The organism is Deltaproteobacteria bacterium (assembly GCA_030690165.1).
Taxonomy (GTDB): Bacteria; Desulfobacterota; GWC2-55-46; order UBA9637; family UBA9637; genus JACRNJ01.
Genome location: JAUYHF010000023.1, coordinates 16,216 through 34,538, shown reverse-complemented (window position 1 = coordinate 34,538; position 18,323 = coordinate 16,216). Strand labels below are relative to the sequence as shown.

18 protein-coding genes and 1 pseudogene are annotated in these 18,323 nt (G+C 43.2%); all 19 read left to right on the top strand.

Annotated elements, in window-relative coordinates:
* Positions 1-69 precede the first annotated feature (69 nt).
* Positions 70-1,560 carry a GTPase HflX gene (gene hflX / locus Q8P28_04855; protein MDP2682125.1) on the top strand — a complete coding sequence of 497 codons (1,491 nt, stop codon included), beginning with the start codon at positions 70-72 and terminating at the stop codon, positions 1,558-1,560.
* A gap of 123 nt (positions 1,561-1,683) precedes the next feature.
* Positions 1,684-3,387, top strand: a complete 1,704-nt coding sequence (gene pilB, locus Q8P28_04850) for a type IV-A pilus assembly ATPase PilB (protein MDP2682124.1) — start codon at positions 1,684-1,686, stop codon at positions 3,385-3,387.
* A gap of 98 nt (positions 3,388-3,485) precedes the next feature.
* A complete protein-coding gene (locus Q8P28_04845) occupies positions 3,486-4,610 on the top strand; it encodes a type IV pilus twitching motility protein PilT (GenBank protein ID MDP2682123.1) in 1,125 nt (374 codons plus the stop codon).
* A 120-nt stretch (positions 4,611-4,730) separates the two neighbouring features.
* Positions 4,731-5,945 carry a type II secretion system F family protein gene (locus tag Q8P28_04840; GenBank protein MDP2682122.1) on the top strand — a complete coding sequence of 405 codons (1,215 nt, stop codon included), beginning with the start codon at positions 4,731-4,733 and terminating at the stop codon, positions 5,943-5,945.
* Between the two features lie 88 nt (positions 5,946-6,033).
* Complete coding sequence (locus tag Q8P28_04835; GenBank protein MDP2682121.1) at positions 6,034-7,731, top strand: ATP-binding protein; 1,698 nt, start codon at positions 6,034-6,036, stop codon at positions 7,729-7,731.
* 30 nt (positions 7,732-7,761) lie between these two features.
* Entirely contained in the window at positions 7,762-7,893 is a 132-nt protein-coding gene (locus Q8P28_04830; GenBank protein MDP2682120.1) for a hypothetical protein, read from the top strand.
* A gap of 34 nt (positions 7,894-7,927) precedes the next feature.
* Positions 7,928-9,352 carry a sigma-54 dependent transcriptional regulator gene (locus Q8P28_04825; protein MDP2682119.1) on the top strand — a complete coding sequence of 475 codons (1,425 nt, stop codon included), beginning with the start codon at positions 7,928-7,930 and terminating at the stop codon, positions 9,350-9,352.
* A gap of 71 nt (positions 9,353-9,423) precedes the next feature.
* Positions 9,424-9,654 carry a hypothetical protein gene (locus tag Q8P28_04820; protein ID MDP2682118.1) on the top strand — a complete coding sequence of 77 codons (231 nt, stop codon included), beginning with the start codon at positions 9,424-9,426 and terminating at the stop codon, positions 9,652-9,654.
* Complete coding sequence (locus tag Q8P28_04815; protein ID MDP2682117.1) at positions 9,642-9,968, top strand: type II toxin-antitoxin system PemK/MazF family toxin; 327 nt, start codon at positions 9,642-9,644, stop codon at positions 9,966-9,968. The genes Q8P28_04820 and Q8P28_04815 overlap by 13 nt, the downstream gene beginning before the upstream one ends.
* A 135-nt stretch (positions 9,969-10,103) precedes the next feature.
* Complete coding sequence (locus Q8P28_04810; protein ID MDP2682116.1) at positions 10,104-10,283, top strand: hypothetical protein; 180 nt, start codon at positions 10,104-10,106, stop codon at positions 10,281-10,283.
* A gap of 81 nt (positions 10,284-10,364) precedes the next feature.
* Entirely contained in the window at positions 10,365-10,712 is a 348-nt protein-coding gene (locus Q8P28_04805) for a nucleotidyltransferase domain-containing protein (protein ID MDP2682115.1), read from the top strand.
* Entirely contained in the window at positions 10,705-11,196 is a 492-nt protein-coding gene (locus tag Q8P28_04800; protein ID MDP2682114.1) for a hypothetical protein, read from the top strand. The genes Q8P28_04805 and Q8P28_04800 overlap by 8 nt, the downstream gene beginning before the upstream one ends.
* A 322-nt stretch (positions 11,197-11,518) precedes the next feature.
* Positions 11,519-11,719, top strand: a pseudogene (locus Q8P28_04795) (prepilin-type N-terminal cleavage/methylation domain-containing protein).
* A gap of 594 nt (positions 11,720-12,313) precedes the next feature.
* Positions 12,314-13,423 carry a tetratricopeptide repeat protein gene (locus tag Q8P28_04790; GenBank protein MDP2682113.1) on the top strand — a complete coding sequence of 370 codons (1,110 nt, stop codon included), beginning with the start codon at positions 12,314-12,316 and terminating at the stop codon, positions 13,421-13,423.
* 171 nt (positions 13,424-13,594) lie between these two features.
* Positions 13,595-14,338: an ABC transporter ATP-binding protein gene (locus Q8P28_04785; protein MDP2682112.1), complete on the top strand. Its 744-nt coding sequence runs from the start codon at positions 13,595-13,597 to the stop codon at positions 14,336-14,338.
* Positions 14,335-15,147, top strand: a complete 813-nt coding sequence (locus tag Q8P28_04780; GenBank protein MDP2682111.1) for an ABC transporter permease — start codon at positions 14,335-14,337, stop codon at positions 15,145-15,147. Before Q8P28_04785 ends, Q8P28_04780 begins: the two co-directional genes overlap by 4 nt.
* 1 nt (position 15,148) lies before the next feature.
* Positions 15,149-15,991, top strand: a complete 843-nt coding sequence (locus tag Q8P28_04775) for a hypothetical protein (protein MDP2682110.1) — start codon at positions 15,149-15,151, stop codon at positions 15,989-15,991.
* Between the two features lie 111 nt (positions 15,992-16,102).
* Positions 16,103-16,792: an FKBP-type peptidyl-prolyl cis-trans isomerase gene (locus tag Q8P28_04770; GenBank protein MDP2682109.1), complete on the top strand. Its 690-nt coding sequence runs from the start codon at positions 16,103-16,105 to the stop codon at positions 16,790-16,792.
* A 77-nt stretch (positions 16,793-16,869) separates the two neighbouring features.
* Positions 16,870-18,312 carry a cysteine--tRNA ligase gene (gene cysS / locus Q8P28_04765; GenBank protein ID MDP2682108.1) on the top strand — a complete coding sequence of 481 codons (1,443 nt, stop codon included), beginning with the start codon at positions 16,870-16,872 and terminating at the stop codon, positions 18,310-18,312.
* Positions 18,313-18,323: the final 11 nt, after the last annotated feature.

Sequence of the window (18,323 nt, the reverse complement as noted above, 5' to 3'; positions counted from 1 at the left end):
GAATTCGGAAGATACCTCACAGAGCTTTCCAGAGAAATAGGCAGACAGATAGGCATTATTGTAAACCGCATGGGCATTGTTGTATGCGCAATCGTTGGAGATGAAAGGGAGATTGTCATACCTGTCCTCTCTGATTATCCACTCGGAAGAAGACATTTAAGGGGTATTCGCTGCATACACACCCACCTTAAAAATGAACCCCTAAGCCAGGATGACCTCACAGACCTTGCCTTGCTCAGGTTGGACATTATGGCAGCAATAGGCGTTCTTGAAGACGGTCTGCCGGGCAATATTTATATGTCTCATCTTTTGCCGTTAAACCCTGAAGGCAAGACTTATGAACTTCATCCGCCCATATCATTTCACAGGCTGAATTTAAAGATGGATGAATTTACTGAGGCCATTGAACATGAGATGGGCAGGACTATAGTAAGGGATGTAAAGGATAAAAGGGAGAGGGCAATCCTTGTAAGCGTATCAAGAGGAGACAGAGAAGAACAGCTTCTTTCCATGGAGGAGCTTAAAGAATTAGCCCGCTCTGCAAATGTTGCGGCGCTGGATGCGATTATTCAGAGGCCAAAGGAACTCAGTCCAAAATATCTCATGGGCAGCGGAAAGCTTAAGGAACTCATAATAAATGCCCTTCAGAAAGAGGCAACCCTTATAATATTTGACCAGGAACTGACGCCAACGCAGATGCGTGAGATAGGCGAGGTGACAGAACTGAAGGTAATTGACAGAACAGAGCTTATACTTGATATATTTGCCAGAAGGGCGCACAGCAGAGACGGCAAGGTGCAGGTGGAACTGGCCCAATTAAAATACCGCCTTTCAAGACTTTCCGGTAAAGGCAGCGCCATGTCAAGGTTGGCAGGCGGCATAGGGGGAAGGGGGCCGGGTGAAACAAAACTTGAGGTTGACAGGCGGCGGGTGCAGGACAGGATAAGCCATCTTGAAAAACAGCTCAAACATTTAAGCCGCGGAAGACTGGAGCGGAGGCGCAGCCGGGCAAAGAGCGACGTGCCCATAATATCCATTGTGGGATATACAAATGTGGGGAAGACAACGCTTTTAAATGCCCTTACAAAGAGCGAAACAAAGGTGGAAGACCTTTTGTTTGCGACTTTAGATACTGCATCCAGAAGGCTCAGATTTCCAAGGGAAAGGGATGCGGTTATAACAGATACAGTGGGATTTATCAGGCATCTGCCTCTTGACCTTCTTAAGGCATTCAAGTCAACCCTTGAGGAGATGGAGGACGCAGACCTTCTTATCCACCTTGCGGATATAAGCAGCCCTAATTTTGAGAAACAGGTTGAGGTGGTGGATAATGTTTTAAAAGAAATAGGCCTGGATAATATTGAGAGGCTTCTTGTTTTTAATAAAGAGGATTTGGTTGACCCTGATATAGTAAAAAATCTTTGCCGCCGCCACAACGCCGTGGCCGTATCCGCTACCCACAAAGAGACCCTGGGCAGTCTGTTAAAAGTTCTGGAAGAAAAGTTGTGGCCGGAGGAAGGGGATGGTGAATGGTTAGCAAACATAAAGCTGCGGCTATAGATATTAGGCAATGTCGTCTATGTCTGTTTTTAGGTTGACAATTTAGGTAGCTTTCTAATAAAATGTGGAAAAAGAGTTGAGGGGTTAGGGAACCAACTTTTAAACTATAAAGGGAGCAGGATTATGGCCGATAGACTCGGTGAACTGTTAGTCAGGGAAAAACTTCTAAGCGCTGAACAGCTTAAAAAGGCTATTGAGGAACAGCGGTCGTCAGGCGGGCGGCTGGGGTATAATCTGGCTAAGCTGGGTTATATAAATGAAAAAGACCTTACAACCTTTTTAAGCAGGCAATACGGCATACCTTCAGTAGATCTTACTGCCACAGAGATAGATACGGAAATAATCAAACTTATTCCGGAAGATGTTGCCAAGAAATACCAGGTTATTCCAATTAGCAGAACAGGCTCCACTTTGATTATGGCAATGGCAGATCCGTCCAATATCTTTGCAATAGATGATATAAAATTTCTTACCGGGTACAATGTTGAATCAGTGATTGCCTCTGAGACGGCTATAAAAGACGCTATAGAGAAATATTATGCTGTTGCTGAGGAGGAGATGGCGCTTGGGGATGTCCTGACAGAATTTGATGAAAGTGAAATGGAGATTCTGCATGAGGAGGAAGATGTTGATGTAGCTGATCTTAAAAAGGCAGTTGAAGATGCGCCTGTAGTCAAGCTTGTTAATATTATCCTCACCGATGCAATTAAAAAGGGGGCAAGCGATATCCATGTAGAGCCTTATGAAAAATCGTTCAGGGTCAGGTACAGGGTGGACGGTGTTTTATCAGAGGTTATGAAACCGCCGCTTAAGCTTAAGAACGCCATTGTTTCAAGGATGAAGATTATGTCTAATCTTGATATTGCAGAGAGGCGGCTTCCGCAGGATGGAAGGATAAAGATGAAGCTCGGCAAGGATAAAGAGATGGATTACAGGGTTTCTGTCCTTCCGACCCTCTTCGGCGAGAAGGTTGTTATGAGGCTTCTCGACAAATCCAACCTCCAGCTTGATATGACCAAACTTGGGTTTGAAGAGAAGGCATTGAAGGATTTTAAAGATGCGATTGAAAAACCCTGGGGTATGGTTCTTGTTACAGGCCCGACAGGAAGCGGCAAGACAACAACTCTTTATTCAGCGCTTTCTGAATTAAATAAGATTTCTGATAACATATCTACTGCTGAAGACCCTGTAGAGTTTAATCTCGCAGGTATAAACCAGGTTCAGATGCACGAGGCTATCGGTTTGAACTTTGCCAGCGCATTAAGGTCATTTTTAAGACAAGACCCGGATATAATAATGGTCGGAGAGATAAGGGATTTTGAGACCGCTGAAATAGCCGTTAAGGCGGCGCTTACAGGCCACATGGTTCTTTCCACGCTTCATACAAACGACGCGCCGTCCACAATAAACAGGCTTTTAAACATGGGTATAGAGCCGTTTCTTATTTCTTCAGCCACAAACCTTATACTGGCGCAGAGGCTTGCAAGAAAGATATGCAAGGACTGCAAAGAGGAGATACATGTGCCGCCTCAGGCATTGATAGAGATCGGCGTTCCTCCTGAAGAGGCAAAGACATTTAAATGTTTTCATGGAAAGGGCTGCGCAACATGCGGTGGCACAGGATGCAAAGGGAGGATAGCGCTTTACGAGGTTATGCCCATGACAGAGGGATTAAAAGAGCTTGTGCTTAACGGCGCATCATCCGCTGAATTAAAAAGGGGCGCTATAAAGGAAGGGATGAAGAGCCTGAGGATGAGCGGAATCACAAAGATAAAAGAGGGCGTGACAACAATAGAGGAAGTAGTAAGGGCGACAATGGCGGATTAAAAGTACAGTGTCAGAGTGTCAAAGGGTCATAGAGTCAGAGGTAAAAACTTTGACTCTTGGACCCTCTGACTCTTTGACTCTATAAAGAGGGAGATATAATGGAAGCAGCCACAGAACAAAAAAAGATGCCGCCACTTCAGGACCTTTTGAAGGTTATGATAGACAAGGGAGGTTCTGACCTGCATATAACAGCTGGCTCGCCGCCGAGGATAAGGGTAAACGGCAAACTTTTGCCGCTGGAACAACTTCCGCCTTTGACCCCTGTTGATACGAAACAGATGACATATACCGTGTTAACCGATGCCCAAAAACACACATTTGAAGAGGGAAATGAGCTTGATTTCTCATTTGGTTTAAAGGGCTTGTCCAGATTCAGGGGCAATCTGTTTGTTCAAAGGGGGGCAACAGGGGGTGTTTTCAGGACAATTCCTTTTAAGATAAAGACATTTCAGGAGCTCGGTCTGCCGCCTATTGTAGAAGAGCTTTCTAAAAAGCCGCGGGGGCTTATCCTTGTGACAGGCCCTACAGGCAGCGGCAAGACCACAACCCTTGCTGCCATGATAAACAAGATAAACGAGGAAAGGGAAGAGCACATCATAACCATTGAAGATCCTATCGAATATCTCCATCCATCTAAAAAGGCCCTCGTGAACCAAAGAGAGGTTGGCGCGGATACCAGCAGCTTTAAAAAGGCATTGAAGCATGTGTTGCGGCAGGATCCGGATGTTGTTCTGCTTGGTGAGCTGCGGGATATGGAGACCATAGAAATAGCTCTTACTGTTGCAGAGACGGGACACCTCTGCCTTGCTACCCTCCATACCAATTCCTGCGTTCAAACCATAAACAGGATTGTTGATGTATTCCCGGCGAATCAGCAGCCGCAGATAAGGGCGCAGCTCTCTTTTGTTCTGGAAGGTGTTATGTCTCAACTCCTGATACCAACAGCGGATGGCAAGGGAAGGGTCATGGCGCTGGAGGTGATGGTTCCCAATGCCGCCATAAGAAACCTTATAAGGGAAGACAAGGTTCACCAGATATATTCACAGATGCAGGTAGGCCAGGCCAAATTCAGCATGCAGACAATGAACCAATCTCTTCTGCTGCTTTATCAAAGAAGGCTTATATCTCTTGATGAGGCTATTGGCAGAAGTTCGGACCCGGATGAACTCCGACAGATGATGTCAAATGCAGGCGGTATGAGGCCGGGGGGAATGGCAAGATAGAGGGATATTGCAAATTGAAGATTGAAGATTGCAAATTGAAGATTGCGAATTGAAAATTTTAAAACGGGAAAACAATTTGCAATTTTCATTTTGCAATTTGCAATGGAGCGAAGCGACAAGATGCCAACATTTATATACGAAGGAAAAACCTTAAGAGGTGAGCCGAGGAAAGGCGAGATAGAGGCCTCAAGCCTTGCTGTTGCTACTGCCAATATTAGAAGACAGCAGATAATAACAAGTAAGGTTGCGGAAAAAAAGGCAGTGGGCTTTACCTTAAAGCTCCCAGGATTTGGCGGCAAGGTAACAACTAAAGAGATAGTTATCTTTACCCGTCAGTTTGCAACCATGATTGATGCGGGCCTTCCGCTTGTCCAGTGTCTTGATATACTTTCCAGCCAGCAGCCAAATCCGCTATTTAAAACAACCTTGACAGAAATAAAAAAGAGCGTTGAGGGCGGCTCAACCTTTGCCGACGCCCTTCGCAAGCATCCAAAGATATTTGACGACCTTTATGTAAACCTGGTTGCAGCAGGCGAGGTTGGCGGTATCCTGGATACTATATTGGGCAGGCTTGCAGGCTTTATGGAAAAGGCGGAAAAATTAAAAGGCAAGATTAAAGGCGCACTTATGTATCCTCTTGTAATATCTATAATTGCTGTTGTGATTGTCGGCGGCTTGCTCTTGTTTGTTGTGCCAATCTTTGAAGGTATGTTTAAAGACTTTGGCAGGGCGCTTCCCGCGCCTACGCAGTTTGTTGTGAACTTAAGCAATGTTTTAAAGGCATACTGGTATATATTTATAGGGACTATTGCAGGCATAGTAATAGGTCTTAAACAGTTCAATGCGACACCCAAAGGCAGGGTAGTAATGGACGGTATTAAGTTAAAGCTCCCTATATTTGGAGACCTGATAAGAAAAACCGCTGTTGCAAGATTTACAAGGACAATGTCTACCATGATGTCAAGCGGCGTGCCTATACTTGAGGCGCTTGAGATTGTCGCAAAGACAGCAGGCAACAAAATAATAGAAGAGGCCATTATGAAAACAAGGACAGCACTTAGCCAGGGCAAAACACTGGCAGAGCCGCTTGCTGAAGCAAAAGTTTTTCCCTCTATGGTTGTTCAGATGATAGCGGTTGGCGAGTCTACCGGCGCACTTGATGCCATGCTTTCCAAGATTGCGGATTTCTATGAAGAAGAGGTGGACCAGGCAGTGGATACATTGATGTCCCTCATAGAACCGGTATTTATGGCCTTCCTCGGTGTGACTGTTGGAGGTCTGATTATTGCGTTGTATCTGCCTATATTCAGCCTTGCCGGCGCTGTTGGAGGATGATAAGACAGCATCAAAGTATCAAAGAGTCAGAGAGTCAAAGCAAAAACTTTATCCCTTTGACTCTCTGACTCTTTGACTCTCTCTTAAGATGCCTACCCAACCTTCCCTATATATCATCTTAAAAACCCGACTCAAATGGCTGATGGTCTTGAGGGTGGCGCTGGTTGTTCTATTCACCGGGGTTTCTGCGTGGTTTCAGTTGAAGGGTTCCTCGCCGTTTCAAACAAACATATATCCGTTGTATGCAATTGTAATTATTACCTGCTTCTTTACGATTATATATTCGGTTATATTCAGATGGATTAAAAATGCAAAGGTATTTGCATACATCCAGATATTCGGCGATATATTCCTTATCACAGCCACTGTGTATGTGACAGGCGGACTGGAAAGTTTTTTATCATTCCTCTATTTTCTGTCAATAATAAGCGCCAGCATCCTCCTTAACCGCAAAGGCGGGTTTTATGCCGCATCTGCAAGCAGCATAGCGTATGGACTTTTGGTTAACCTTGATTTTTACAGGGCGCTTCCGGCAAAATATAAAGTTATTTTAATAGGCGGCATTAGTTACGAAAGAGGGGATATACTTGCTACTCTGGCGCTTAACATCATAGGCTTTTTTACTGTCGCGTTTCTGACAGGGTATCTTGCAGGAAGGACAGTAACAGTAGAGAAGGAGCTTGAGGAAAAGAAGTTTGATTTCAGGAAACTTGAGGCCATAAATAAATATATTATAGAAAATATAAACAGCGGCATACTTACTATAGACGCTGATGCAAGGATAACATCCTTTAACAGGGCTGCGGAAAAGATTACCGGCTATACCCTTGGCGAGGTATACAATCAAGCAGTTGACATGGTGTTTCCTCTTTTGATGAAGGAGGGTTATTCTGTTGCATCTTTAGAAGGAGACCAGTCATATTTGAGGATAGATAAACCCTTTAAAAGAAAGGATGGGAAAGAGATATTTCTTGGCCTTTCGGTATCGCCAATGAAAGAGGGCGGCTATATAATAATATTTCAGGATTTGACAAGGATTAAAGATATAGAGGAACAGCTTAAAAGGGCGGATAGATTGAGGGCGCTTGGCGAGTTGGCAGCAGGCATGGCGCATGAGGTAAGGAATCCTCTGGCGTCTATAAGCGGGTCAGTGCAGGTCTTAAAGGACAGTGTGGTATTGGGCGGCGACAATAAACACCTTATGGATATTATTATCAGGGAGTCAGACAGGCTGAATACCCTTATTACAGATTTTCTCTTGTTTGCAAAACCCGCTGTTAAGATGACTGATGTTAGCCTGAATGAGATCATAATGGAAACCATAGAAATATTTAAGAATAGCCCGGAATGTAAAGGGATTGACATTCAGATTAAATTAGAAGACGGCCTTATAGTGGAAGGCGATATCAGACAGTTAAAGCAGGTATTCTGGAATCTATTTTTGAATGCAGGGCATGTAATGCCCAATGGGGGAAGATTGGAGGTCAGGTGTCAAAAAAACAGGGGTCAGGGGTCAGGGGTCAGGGGTCAGGGGTTGCCCCCCGAACCCCGAACCCTGACCCCTGAATTTACAGAGATTACCATCTCTGATACAGGCAGCGGCATTGACGCAGAGGATATAAACAGGGTATTTGACCCATTCTTTACAACAAGTGATTTCGGCACAGGTCTTGGCCTTGCCGTTGTTCACAGGATTGTGGAAGGTCATCATGGCAGGATAGAGGTAAAAAGCAAGAAGGGCGATGGGACGAGTTTTAAAATAACACTGCCGATGGTAAATAGGTGAAACCCGCATGAGCTTCGCTCACAAAGGAGGATGAAAATTAACCCCACCCTCACCTTAATCCTCTCCCTGAGGGAGAGGAAGAAAAGAGGGAAAATTCTCTCCCGGAGGGAGAGGAAAATCTCCCTCCCCTTCAAGGGGAGGGTTAGGGTGGGGATGGGGTAAAGATGGTGTTTTCGGGACGAAGTAAGGGGTAAATATGTCAAAAGAGAAGATACTCATAGTTGACGATGAAAAGGGCATAAGGGACTTCCTTGAGATAATGCTTAAAAAGGAAGGCTACAGAGTTAGTTCTGCCCCTGGCGGAGAGGAGGCAATGAGGCTCTTTAATAACAGCAGCTATGACCTTGTAATAAGCGATGTCAGGATGAAAGGCATGGGCGGCGTTGAAGTTTTGAAAAGTATAAAAGAAATTAATCCTGAAACTGTAGTCCTTATGATTACAGCATACGCATCAGTTGACACTGCAATTGATGCGATGAAGGCAGGGGCGTATGACTACATAACAAAGCCGTTCAAGATAGACGAAGTAAAGCATATCATAAGAAATGCCCTGGATAAGAAAAGGCTTGAGACTGAGAATATCCTCTTAAAAAGGGAATTAAAGACAAAACATGCCTTCGGCAACATTATCGGCACAAGTCCGAAGATGCTGGAGATATACGAGATTATAAAAAGGGTCGCGGATACAAAGACAAACATCCTTCTTACCGGCGAAAGCGGCACAGGCAAAGAGCTTGTGGCAAGGGCTATCCATTATGAGGGCATAAGAAAGGATAAGCCGTTTGTTCCGATAAACTGCGGCGCGATACCAGAAAATCTGCTTGAAAGCGAGCTGTTCGGTTACCAGAAGGGCGCATTTACCGGCGCAGCGGCGAATAAAAGCGGCTTGTTTGAGGTGGCAAATGAAGGCACGATATTTCTTGACGAGCTCACAGAGCTTCCAATCCAGCTTCAGGTAAAACTCCTTCGTGTAATCCAGGAAAGAAATTTCAGAAGGGTTGGCGGAATTGAAGATATATCGGTGGATGTGAGAATAATTGCGGCGTCAAATAAGGATATTGAGAGGGAGGTCAAAGAGGGAAGGTTCAGGGAAGACCTGTTCTATAGACTGAATGTAATCCCAATCCATATGCCGCCCTTAAGAGAAAGGAAAGAAGATATCCGGCTTCTCGCAGAACACTTTTTTGAAAAACACAAGCAAGAGCTTGGCAAGGATATAAAGGGCATATCGCGTGAGGCAATGGATTATCTTGAGTCTTACTCATACCAGGGCAATATAAGAGAGCTTGAAAATATAATAGAGCGGGCTATTGCGCTGGAATCCACTCCCCTCATTATGCCTGAAAGCCTGCCGGAATATTTAAAAAGAGAAGCAAAGTATCAGAAAGTCAAAGTGTCAGAGAAAGAACTTTCAGCTTCCGCCTTAGACGAAAGCCTTCAGCCTAAAATTGAGATTCCGCAAGAGGGTTTTAATCTGGAAAAGAATGTAGAAGATTACGAGAAGGCAATTATAATAGACGCCCTTAAAAAGGCAGGCGGTGTAAAGAAAAAAGCGGCAGAACTGCTGGGTATGAGTTTCAGGTCTATGAGGTACAAGCTGGACAAATACGGGATAGAGTAGACAGAAAAATCATCCTTGCAATATTCTTATAAAGAAGATATAATATCTTCTATAAAGGAGGATAAACAATTATGAAGGCTAAGCTATCAACTACCATTGAAAAACCTCTAATCAATTTCCTCGACTCTTTGCCAGGTGAAAGCCGTTCAGAAAAACTGGAACGTCTTTTACAAAAAGTCAAACGAATAAAGGAAGAAAAGAAACTTCGCAGCCTGCTATCCGGCTGCAAAGAGGGGGATGATGAAAAGGCAGAGCGGGAATCATGGGAATCCACTGTAGAGGAGGCTATGTGGAGCGAATAAGACGGGGAGAAGTGTGGATAGTAGAATTATTGGCCAATCCAAAACCCAGGCCGGCCATTGTTGCAAGCATCGACCCAATTAATGATCTCTGTCCGGATGTCATTCTTATCCCTGTAACAACGAAGCCGGGCCCTTTAAGAATCCCTTTGTTAGAAGACGAATCAGCTACAGGACTGAAACAAAAAAGTTATGCAAAATGCGAATCCATTGGCCCGATTCATAAATCCAGATTAAAAAAGAAGATAGGTGAGATTCCAGGAAATGAATGGCCTATGATTGAAAATGGGATTAAGCGGGTGCTTGGTTTGGAGTAGGAAGAAAGTAGGGTGGGCTTTGTCCACTCTATGAGGTATAAGCTGGACAAATATGGAATAGAGTAAACATACTTGGTGGGGATTCTTATGGACAGGGTAGCAAGTTTGTGATACAAAAAGGCAAGGATAAAATTTATGAAACAGAATTTGCCTGATACATTGTTAAAGCCCCTCAAAACCTATTTTGAAAAGAGGGACGATGTGGTCTTTGCCTTTCTTTTCGGCTCATCCGTAACAGGAACTATATCCTGTCTTTATCTCATACCTGAAAAGGGAGGTTCTTTAATTGCTATATTGGCCTTATTCCAGCGCTGAAAAAATGGCCATCGGGCGGCGGCAGGGTAATTCTGTCCGGATAAAGATTTAGGAAAAAGAACATATCCAAAGGGAGTCAATATGGAAGCGGACAAATATAAAAAGGCATGGGATAATCGAAGGCGTCTGGAAGAGGAGATGCTAATGTTAAGACGTATCCGGTTAATGGAAAAGGTTAAAGAGTGCGCAATTGCGATAAAAAGAATTGGAGGGAAACGAGTTGTCTTGTTTGGGTCCCTTGCAACAGGGAGGTTTCGCAGGGGTTCGGATGTTGATATTGCCGTAGAGGGGTTGTCTTCTAATGCATATTTTAAGGCTATTGGACTTATAGAAGAAATATTGGGTGACATACCATTTGACCTTGTAGACATGGAGGAGACTTTGCCGACGGTGAGGCAAAAGATCGAAAGGGAGGGCGTCCTTGTTTAAGAAGGAAGAGATTCTGCGGTTTGAAACAGAGTTGTCCGAGGAACTGGAAAATGTAAGAAGGATTGCGGAAATCATAAAAGTGAGAATGGATAACCTTCCGTCATCTTCAGACGGCGCTTATGAAGTATACATAGATAGTATCTCTCATAACATAGAAAACTTTTACATGGCTGTTGAAGAGATACTCAAGATGATTTGCGCGGCAACAGAAGAAGGTTTGCCTGAGGGAGAAAGGTGGCACAGCATTCTTCTCAAAAATATGACCAGGGATGTAAGAAATCTCAGGCCGCCTGTTATTAGCGTGAAAACTTATGACTTATTAGACGATTTTCGTAAATTCAGGCATCTTGCAAGAAATATTTACACCTTCAACATAAAACCAGAGAAGGTCTTATCTCTTGCAAAGAAACTTGATACGGCTTTCAAATGTCTTAAAAGGGACATTAAAGGATTCTTGCATTTTTTATTTAAAATGACCGATTAAAGGAAAATGGACGCTTCCGTCAAGGGATTTCGTGACAATTATTGTCTCACTAATAACAATTTTTGTCAGATTTGTCTCCCGATAAAATCCATTAAATTCTAACTAATTGTTTTTACTTATAAAAATAAATTTGGCATAAGGTTTGCAGTAACTTATTATCAAAGAGGTTTAAAAAGGTTTATTGAAAACTTTAAAATAAAAAGGAGGTGGAGAAGAAACTGTAGCTCAAGGCTTAAACCTTGAAAACCTCAAACCTAAAGGTTTAAGTTACAAAAAACTCAAAAGGAGGTAAACTACCATGTTTACAAAATTAGCAAAATTACTGAGTCCAACACTCAGAAAGGAAGAGGGCTTTACACTCATTGAGCTCCTCATTGTTGTGGCAATCATCGCCATTCTGGCGGCCATAGCAATACCGCAGTTCAGCGCATACAGAATCAGGGGGTTTAATGCCGCGGCCAATTCTGATTCAAGGAACCTTGCAACAACCCAAGAGGCCCTTTTTGCAGATGCACAGGCGTATGGACAAATTGACACAGTTGCATTACCAGCAACAACAGGCGCCTGCACAGCTGGTCCAGTTATGGCCACCGGGCCGCTAAGCCCTTCAACACCAAGTGTAGCTGGTACCTTCCTCTTTAATGCAAGGGGTACAGCTGGGTTTTCTGTAAGCAATAATGTTGGTATCGGCGCTAGCGGTACAGTTCCGGCATCAGGAACAGCATGCAGCGCTTATGTAATTGTAGCAAAGCATACAGCCGGTAACGCGTGTTATGGAAGGGATTCTGATAGCACAGCATCATATAGGGCTACGTCTCTGAATCAGGAGGGGATAGCCCTTGTTGTTGGAGATATTCCTGCTTCCACTACTGGAGTAGCTACAGCAGATAATCTTAACGCTGCAACCGTAGGTAAATGCACAAACTTTATTTCCCAGTAGCAAATGGTTATTTTTACTATTGAGTTAGCTTTCGCTGTCCGGTCAATTAAAGATTGACCGGACAGTTTTTTTATTCTCCTCCAATTTAATATAATTAGACTATAGGATGGGTTAAGCAAAGCGAACCCATCAAAACAATGTTGGGTCCACTGCGTTTGACCCAACCAAACGTACCTTATGTTCAAAAAGGCAATGCCCGAGACAGAAAAAGCCGGAAGAACTAAAAACAGAGGCAAAGCGCCTGTGGATAATCTTTGCAATACCTCTTCTGCCCTTAAGATGTTGTATATTCATGCCCTTTTTATATTAGTTATAATCCCTGTTGCATTCACAACCTTTAAAAGAAACAAATTATGGCAAGATGAACTGCTGCTGTGGGAGGATGTGGAGAGGGGAAGTCCTAAAAAGGGGCGCGGATACACTGCCCTTGGTGTGGCTTATTTTGATAAAGGTGATTTTGATAAGGCTGTTACAAGGCACTTAACAGCGTTAAAGCTAAACCCCGACCTTGTGGAGGCCCGTATAAACCTCGGTAATGTATATTCAAAGCAGGGGCGGCTGGATGAGGCTTTAAAGGAATATAGGATTGCGGTAGAATTAAGTCCCGGCAACGCAAAGGCATACAACAACATTGGAAACGCATATTATGACAGAGGGGAATTTGGCGAGGCTATTAATGGATATCTGAATGCATTACGGCTAAAACCCGACCTTCCAGAAGCATATTATAACTTGGGTAATATCTATTCTAAACAGGGGAGATCGGACGAGGCGCTGCAGGCATACAGAATGGCATTAGAACTCAAACCTGAGTTTGCAGAGGCTCATAGTAATCTTGGGAATTTCTATCTGAGCCAAGGAAAATTGAAAGAGGCTGAAGATGAATATCTTGCGGCATTAAGACTTAAATCAGACAGTGAAAAGGCTCATTATAATTTAGGGAATATTTATGCCAAACAAGGAAGATTGGATGGGGCACTGCAAGAATATGAAATAGCATTGAGATTAGACCCAGGCTATGCAGAAGCACATAATAATCTTGGTTCTGTCTATTTTAGCCAAGGTCGGCTTGATGAGGCCATAGGAGAATACTTGACTGCACTAAAACTTAATGCGGATTTTGTAGAGGCACATACTAACCTTGGGAATGCCTATAAAAAAAAGGGATTGATGGATAAAGCTAAAGAAGAATTTGAGATAGCTTTAAAATTAAGGCCAGACTTTATTCCAGCGCAAAAGGCCATTTCATCCATTGATAGCAAATCTCAAACCTACGAGTCAAAATAATAATACATGATCTAACGATTGGTCATTGATCAGGATGTTAAAACTATACTTTTGATGGCCTCTCTTATAGTCTTTAAGATTTCGATGTATTGTCAAAAATAGGGTCCTTTTTATTGGACTGTCCAAGAAAAAATATTGACATTGCGGAAAGGATGAGTATAAATAATTTTTATGATAAGGATTGAAGGGGTTTCAAAGCAATTTAAAGAGAGTATTAGCTACAGAAAGATCATAGCATTGGAAGACCTCACCCTTGATATTCATAAGGGGGAGGTCTTTGGCTTTTTAGGGCCAAACGGAGCAGGCAAATCCACTGCCATAAAGATACTTATAAACCTTATTTCTCCTGATGCCGGCCATGCATCCATAATGGGAATGGATGTGATGGATAAGGATACGAGAAGGCATGTCGGTTATCTCCCTGAAAACCCCTATTTCTATGATTATCTCACGGCAGAGGAACTCCTCTGGTTCGGCGGAAGGGCGTCAGGTCTATCTTCTACTGCTATTAGGGAAAGGACAGACGAGTTATTAAACAAGGTCAATCTCCATAGCGCTCGCAAGAGGCAATTAAGGACATATTCCAAGGGCATGGTTCAGAGGGCGGGCATTGCCCTTGCGCTGATACACGACCCTGATGTCGTCATACTTGATGAGCCTATGAGCGGCCTTGACCCCATAGGGAGAAAGATGGTGGGTGATATAATGATGGAACTAAAGGCGCAGGGCAAGACCATCTTTTTCTCATCTCATATCCTTACTGATATAGAACGTTTCTGCGACAGGGTGGGAATTATTGTCGGCGGTAAATTAAGATTGGTTGATAGATTAGATAGCCTCTTATCAGGGGCGGCTACTTTGGAAGAGATATTTTTGAGAGAGGTGGAGTTGTCTGGCGGAGGTGCTGAAGTATGACTGTGCTTTGGCCTATTGCAGTAATAACCTTTAAAGAGGGAATCAGAAACAGGGCAATTTATGGTATTTCCATATTTGCGCTTCTCTTATTGGGCGCAAACCTCCTTATCTCCAGTATGATTATGCAAGAGGTGGGCAAGGTGGCTGTAGATATGGCCTTATCCACTGTATCATTTGCAGGGCTGCTTCTTGTTTTGTTTGTAGGGATTAATCTTATGGCAAAGGATCTGGATAAAAAGACTATCTATATGGTCCTCTCCCGGCCTATATCAAGACCTCAATATATCCTCGGCAAATTCTTTGGGATGGCGCTCCTTATCCTGACGACCATATCTATCTTGAGCATCTTTGCTATCATCTCTATCTTAATGGTTAAGCTGAGCTATCCGGGTTATTTCCCCAGGTTCTCATGGCCCATGGTGTTACTATCCATATCATTTATTACAATTTCGCTTATACTCCTTTCTGCATTGACCTTTCTCTTTGCATCCCTTTCATCCACATCTTTTATTACTTTAGTTTTGACCATTGTATCCTACATCATCGGCCAGTCTATAATGGATGTGAAGGCACTTGTGGAGGCCCCTCAGGCAGTGGGCATTAAGGTTTCATCTGTAACTGTAAAGGTGGTTCAGGCGGCATATTATATCTTTCCGAATCTTTCCATATTTGACATCAAACTTCAGGCAGCGCATGCCCTGCCAATATCATTGTCATATATCTTCTGGGCAGTCTCTTATGGAGTTGTTTATACATGTTTAACCATAATCCTTGCCAGCATTATTTTTAGAAGGAGGGAGTTCCCTTAATATGCAGAGGGCATTGCCGATTATTCTCATTCTCTTGTTATTCCCCGTTCATGCCTCTATTATCTCTAAAGTTACAGAGGGTAAGAAACTGCTCCCAAAGGGTGAAGATACATCTTATGTCCTGCCCTCGCCGATATTAAAGATAATGGCTCTTGAATTTGACGGCCTTGCCTCAGACTATGCCTTTCTGCAGGGCCTGGTCTTTTTTGGAAGCACCTTTGAACGAAAGGAAAGACCGCGGTTAAAGGAATGGGAGTGGAGATGGTTTTATAATATCTTAAATGCCTCCACTGATCTTGATCCGTATTTTTTGGATCCCTACTATGTGGCTCAGGCCCATCTAATATGGGAAGGTAATATGGTGAGGGAGACAAATACATTGCTGGAAAAAGGGAGCAGATATAGAGATTGGGATTGGAATATACCGTTTTATATCGGGTTCAACCATTTTTATTTTTTACAGAATAATGAAGAGGGCGCAGTTTATTTAATGGAGGCATCGAAGCGGTCTGGTTCTCCGTCACTACTTCCCCAACTTGCGGCCAGGCTCATGTATAAGGCCAACAGGACTGAAAATGCTATCATCTTTTTACAAGAGATGTTGTTAAGAACCGATGATGAAAATACAAAAAAGATGTATGGGATGCGATTGAATGCGCTTAAAGCCATACTCTTTCTGGAAAGGGCTGCGTCAGTTTACGAGGATAGATTTAAAACTCGGCCTGAAACATTGAATGACCTGTTAGCAAAAAACATAATCAAGGAAATCCCCAAAGACCCATACGGCGGGAAGTTTTACATTGATAAAGATGGTTCAATAAAAACTACGAGTGAATTGAGGTAATAAATTAAATAGATGTTTTAATAGATATTTGTTTTGACAAATCTGATTTGAGTTGTTACACTTTCGGCTCTATAAATTATCTATATATACCACTAAAAAAGGAGATAAAGAATGAAAACACTATTGGCAGTAACGTTAAGCACTGTGCTTATAGCAGGTTGTGCGAACGCAGGAGGCGACACAATGTTGAAAAATGAGAAAGACAAGGTCAGTTACAGCATCGGGCTTAATATTGGCGGCAATTTTAAAAGTCAATCAGTGGATATCAACACGGACGTCCTTCTAAAAGGTATAAAAGACGCCCTTTCCGGCAGCAAGCCTTTAATGACAGAGAAGGAGATTCAGGAAACCATGACGGCCTTTCAAAAGGAAATGACAGCCAAACATGGTGAGCAGACAAAGGCGCTTGCTGAAACAAACAAGAAAGAGGGAGAGGCCTTCCTTGCCGCAAACAAGGGAAAAGAGGGAGTAAAGACTACATCGAGCGGTTTACAGTATAAGATAATCAAGGATGGAAATGGTCAGACGCCTAAGGCGACAGATACCGTGACAGTCAATTATAGCGGTACACTAATTGACGGCACAGAGTTTGACAGTTCTTATAAACGTGGAGAGCCTGCAAGCTTTCCTTTGAACGGTGTTATACCGGGCTGGACTGAGGCACTGCAAATGATGAAGGTTGGCTCAAAATGGCAGTTGTTTCTGCCGACGGCGATAGCATACGGCGAACGTGGTCAAGGCAGAGTAATAGGTCCAAATGCCGCGCTTATATTTGAAGTTGAGTTGTTATCTGTTAAATAAGTAAAACATTTTAAATCAATACATTGTTTTCACCGAGACGCCGGGGCTTTTTAGCCTCGGCTGTCCGTGAATCTTCCATGCCTTTACGAATCTATAACTCCCTTACACGTCAAAAAGAAGAATTCAAACCCATTAAAGGCAGCGATGTTACTATGTATGTCTGCGGACCTACTGTTTATGATTTGAGCCACATAGGCCATGCCAGAAGCGCTGTAGCCTTTGATGTAATCTATCGTTATCTGAAATACAAAGGTTTTAATGTCAGATACACGAGGAACTATACAGACATAGATGACAAAATCATAAACAGGGCGAATAAGGACGGTGTGAACTGGAAGGAAATTGCTGAAAGGTATGTAAAGGCGTTTGATGAAGATATGGCTGCGCTTGGTGTGGAGATTCCCGCTGATTGCCCGAAGGCAACAGAGACGATAAAAGAGATGATAGATGTAATACAGAGATTGATTGATAAGGGGTTTGCATATACGCTTAACGGCGATGTTTATTATTCTGTAAGGAAATTCAAGGGCTATGGCAAGTTGTCAGGGAAAAATATAGAAGAGCTTGAGTCAGGCGCAAGGGTTGAGGTGGATGAGAGAAAACAAGACCCTCTGGATTTCGCACTTTGGAAAAAAAGCAAACCAGGCGAGCCGTCGTGGCCCACTCCCTGGGGCGAAGGGCGTCCTGGTTGGCATATAGAATGCTCTGCAATGAGCCAGAAATTTCTTGGAGAGACAATTGACATCCACGGCGGCGGTAAGGATTTGATTTTCCCTCATCATGAAAATGAGATTGCACAGTCCGAGGCTGCAACAGGCAAGCCTTTTGTGAGATACTGGCTTCACAACGGCTTTGTGAATATTGAAAAGGAAAAGATGAGCAAGTCGCTGGGAAATATCCTGACAATAAGGGATTCCTTGAAGAATTATTCAGCAGAGGCTGTAAGACTTTTCCTTTTGTCAAGCCATTACAGGTCGCCGATAGATTATTCTCAGGAGTCGCTTCGGAATGCTGAGGCAGAGTTGGATAGATTCCATGAAACCATGGAGAGAATGGAAAGGGATTGGCCGGATGTTGTAAATGCAGAGGTAAATGAAGAACGGAAAAAGTTGGTTCTTCAATCCATTATCAATGCTATGGATGATGACTTCAATACCGCCTCTGCCGTAGGCTTTGTCTTTAAAGAAGTAAACAGGGCAAATCGTTTGTTGGACTTGGCTAAAACAACAGGAGTGGACAAAGAGTTTCAGGAGGTTTTGCCTGTTATCAGGGCATTTTTTAAAGAAGTGGGGAAAATTCTCGGCGTGTTTAACAGGAGCCCGGAAGAATATTTTGGAGAGAAAAAGGCGCGCCTTATCATATCGGAAGAGGAGATTAAAAATCTTCTCCTGAAAAGAGATGAGGCAAAAAAGAAAAAAGATTTCAAGAAGGCTGATGCTGTAAGAAAAGAATTAGAGGGAAAGGGTATTCTCCTTGAAGATACCTCCAAAGGAACAATATGGAGGATAAAGGCGACGTAGTCTGAAGGGAC

What these genes read in the sequence shown, in the direction of transcription:
- Q8P28_04780 (MDP2682111.1), top strand. Translation starts at nt 14,335, where the DNA reads ATGACTGTGCTTTGGCCTATTGCAGTAATAACCTTTAAAGAGGGAATC.
- Q8P28_04805 (MDP2682115.1), top strand. Translation starts at nt 10,365, where the DNA reads ATGGAAGCGGACAAATATAAAAAGGCATGGGATAATCGAAGGCGTCTG.
- Q8P28_04785 (MDP2682112.1), top strand. Translation starts at nt 13,595, where the DNA reads ATGATAAGGATTGAAGGGGTTTCAAAGCAATTTAAAGAGAGTATTAGC.
- Q8P28_04790 (MDP2682113.1), top strand. Translation starts at nt 12,314, where the DNA reads ATGTTCAAAAAGGCAATGCCCGAGACAGAAAAAGCCGGAAGAACTAAA.
- Q8P28_04775 (MDP2682110.1), top strand. Translation starts at nt 15,149, where the DNA reads ATGCAGAGGGCATTGCCGATTATTCTCATTCTCTTGTTATTCCCCGTT.
- Q8P28_04825 (MDP2682119.1), top strand. Translation starts at nt 7,928, where the DNA reads ATGTCAAAAGAGAAGATACTCATAGTTGACGATGAAAAGGGCATAAGG.
- Q8P28_04845 (MDP2682123.1), top strand. Translation starts at nt 3,486, where the DNA reads ATGGAAGCAGCCACAGAACAAAAAAAGATGCCGCCACTTCAGGACCTT.
- Q8P28_04835 (MDP2682121.1), top strand. Translation starts at nt 6,034, where the DNA reads ATGCCTACCCAACCTTCCCTATATATCATCTTAAAAACCCGACTCAAA.
- Q8P28_04840 (MDP2682122.1), top strand. Translation starts at nt 4,731, where the DNA reads ATGCCAACATTTATATACGAAGGAAAAACCTTAAGAGGTGAGCCGAGG.
- hflX (MDP2682125.1), top strand. Translation starts at nt 70, where the DNA reads ATGGGCATTGTTGTATGCGCAATCGTTGGAGATGAAAGGGAGATTGTC.
- Q8P28_04820 (MDP2682118.1), top strand. Translation starts at nt 9,424, where the DNA reads ATGAAGGCTAAGCTATCAACTACCATTGAAAAACCTCTAATCAATTTC.
- Q8P28_04830 (MDP2682120.1), top strand. Translation starts at nt 7,762, where the DNA reads ATGAAAATTAACCCCACCCTCACCTTAATCCTCTCCCTGAGGGAGAGG.
- pilB (MDP2682124.1), top strand. Translation starts at nt 1,684, where the DNA reads ATGGCCGATAGACTCGGTGAACTGTTAGTCAGGGAAAAACTTCTAAGC.
- Q8P28_04770 (MDP2682109.1), top strand. Translation starts at nt 16,103, where the DNA reads ATGAAAACACTATTGGCAGTAACGTTAAGCACTGTGCTTATAGCAGGT.
- Q8P28_04810 (MDP2682116.1), top strand. Translation starts at nt 10,104, where the DNA reads ATGAAACAGAATTTGCCTGATACATTGTTAAAGCCCCTCAAAACCTAT.
- cysS (MDP2682108.1), top strand. Translation starts at nt 16,870, where the DNA reads ATGCCTTTACGAATCTATAACTCCCTTACACGTCAAAAAGAAGAATTC.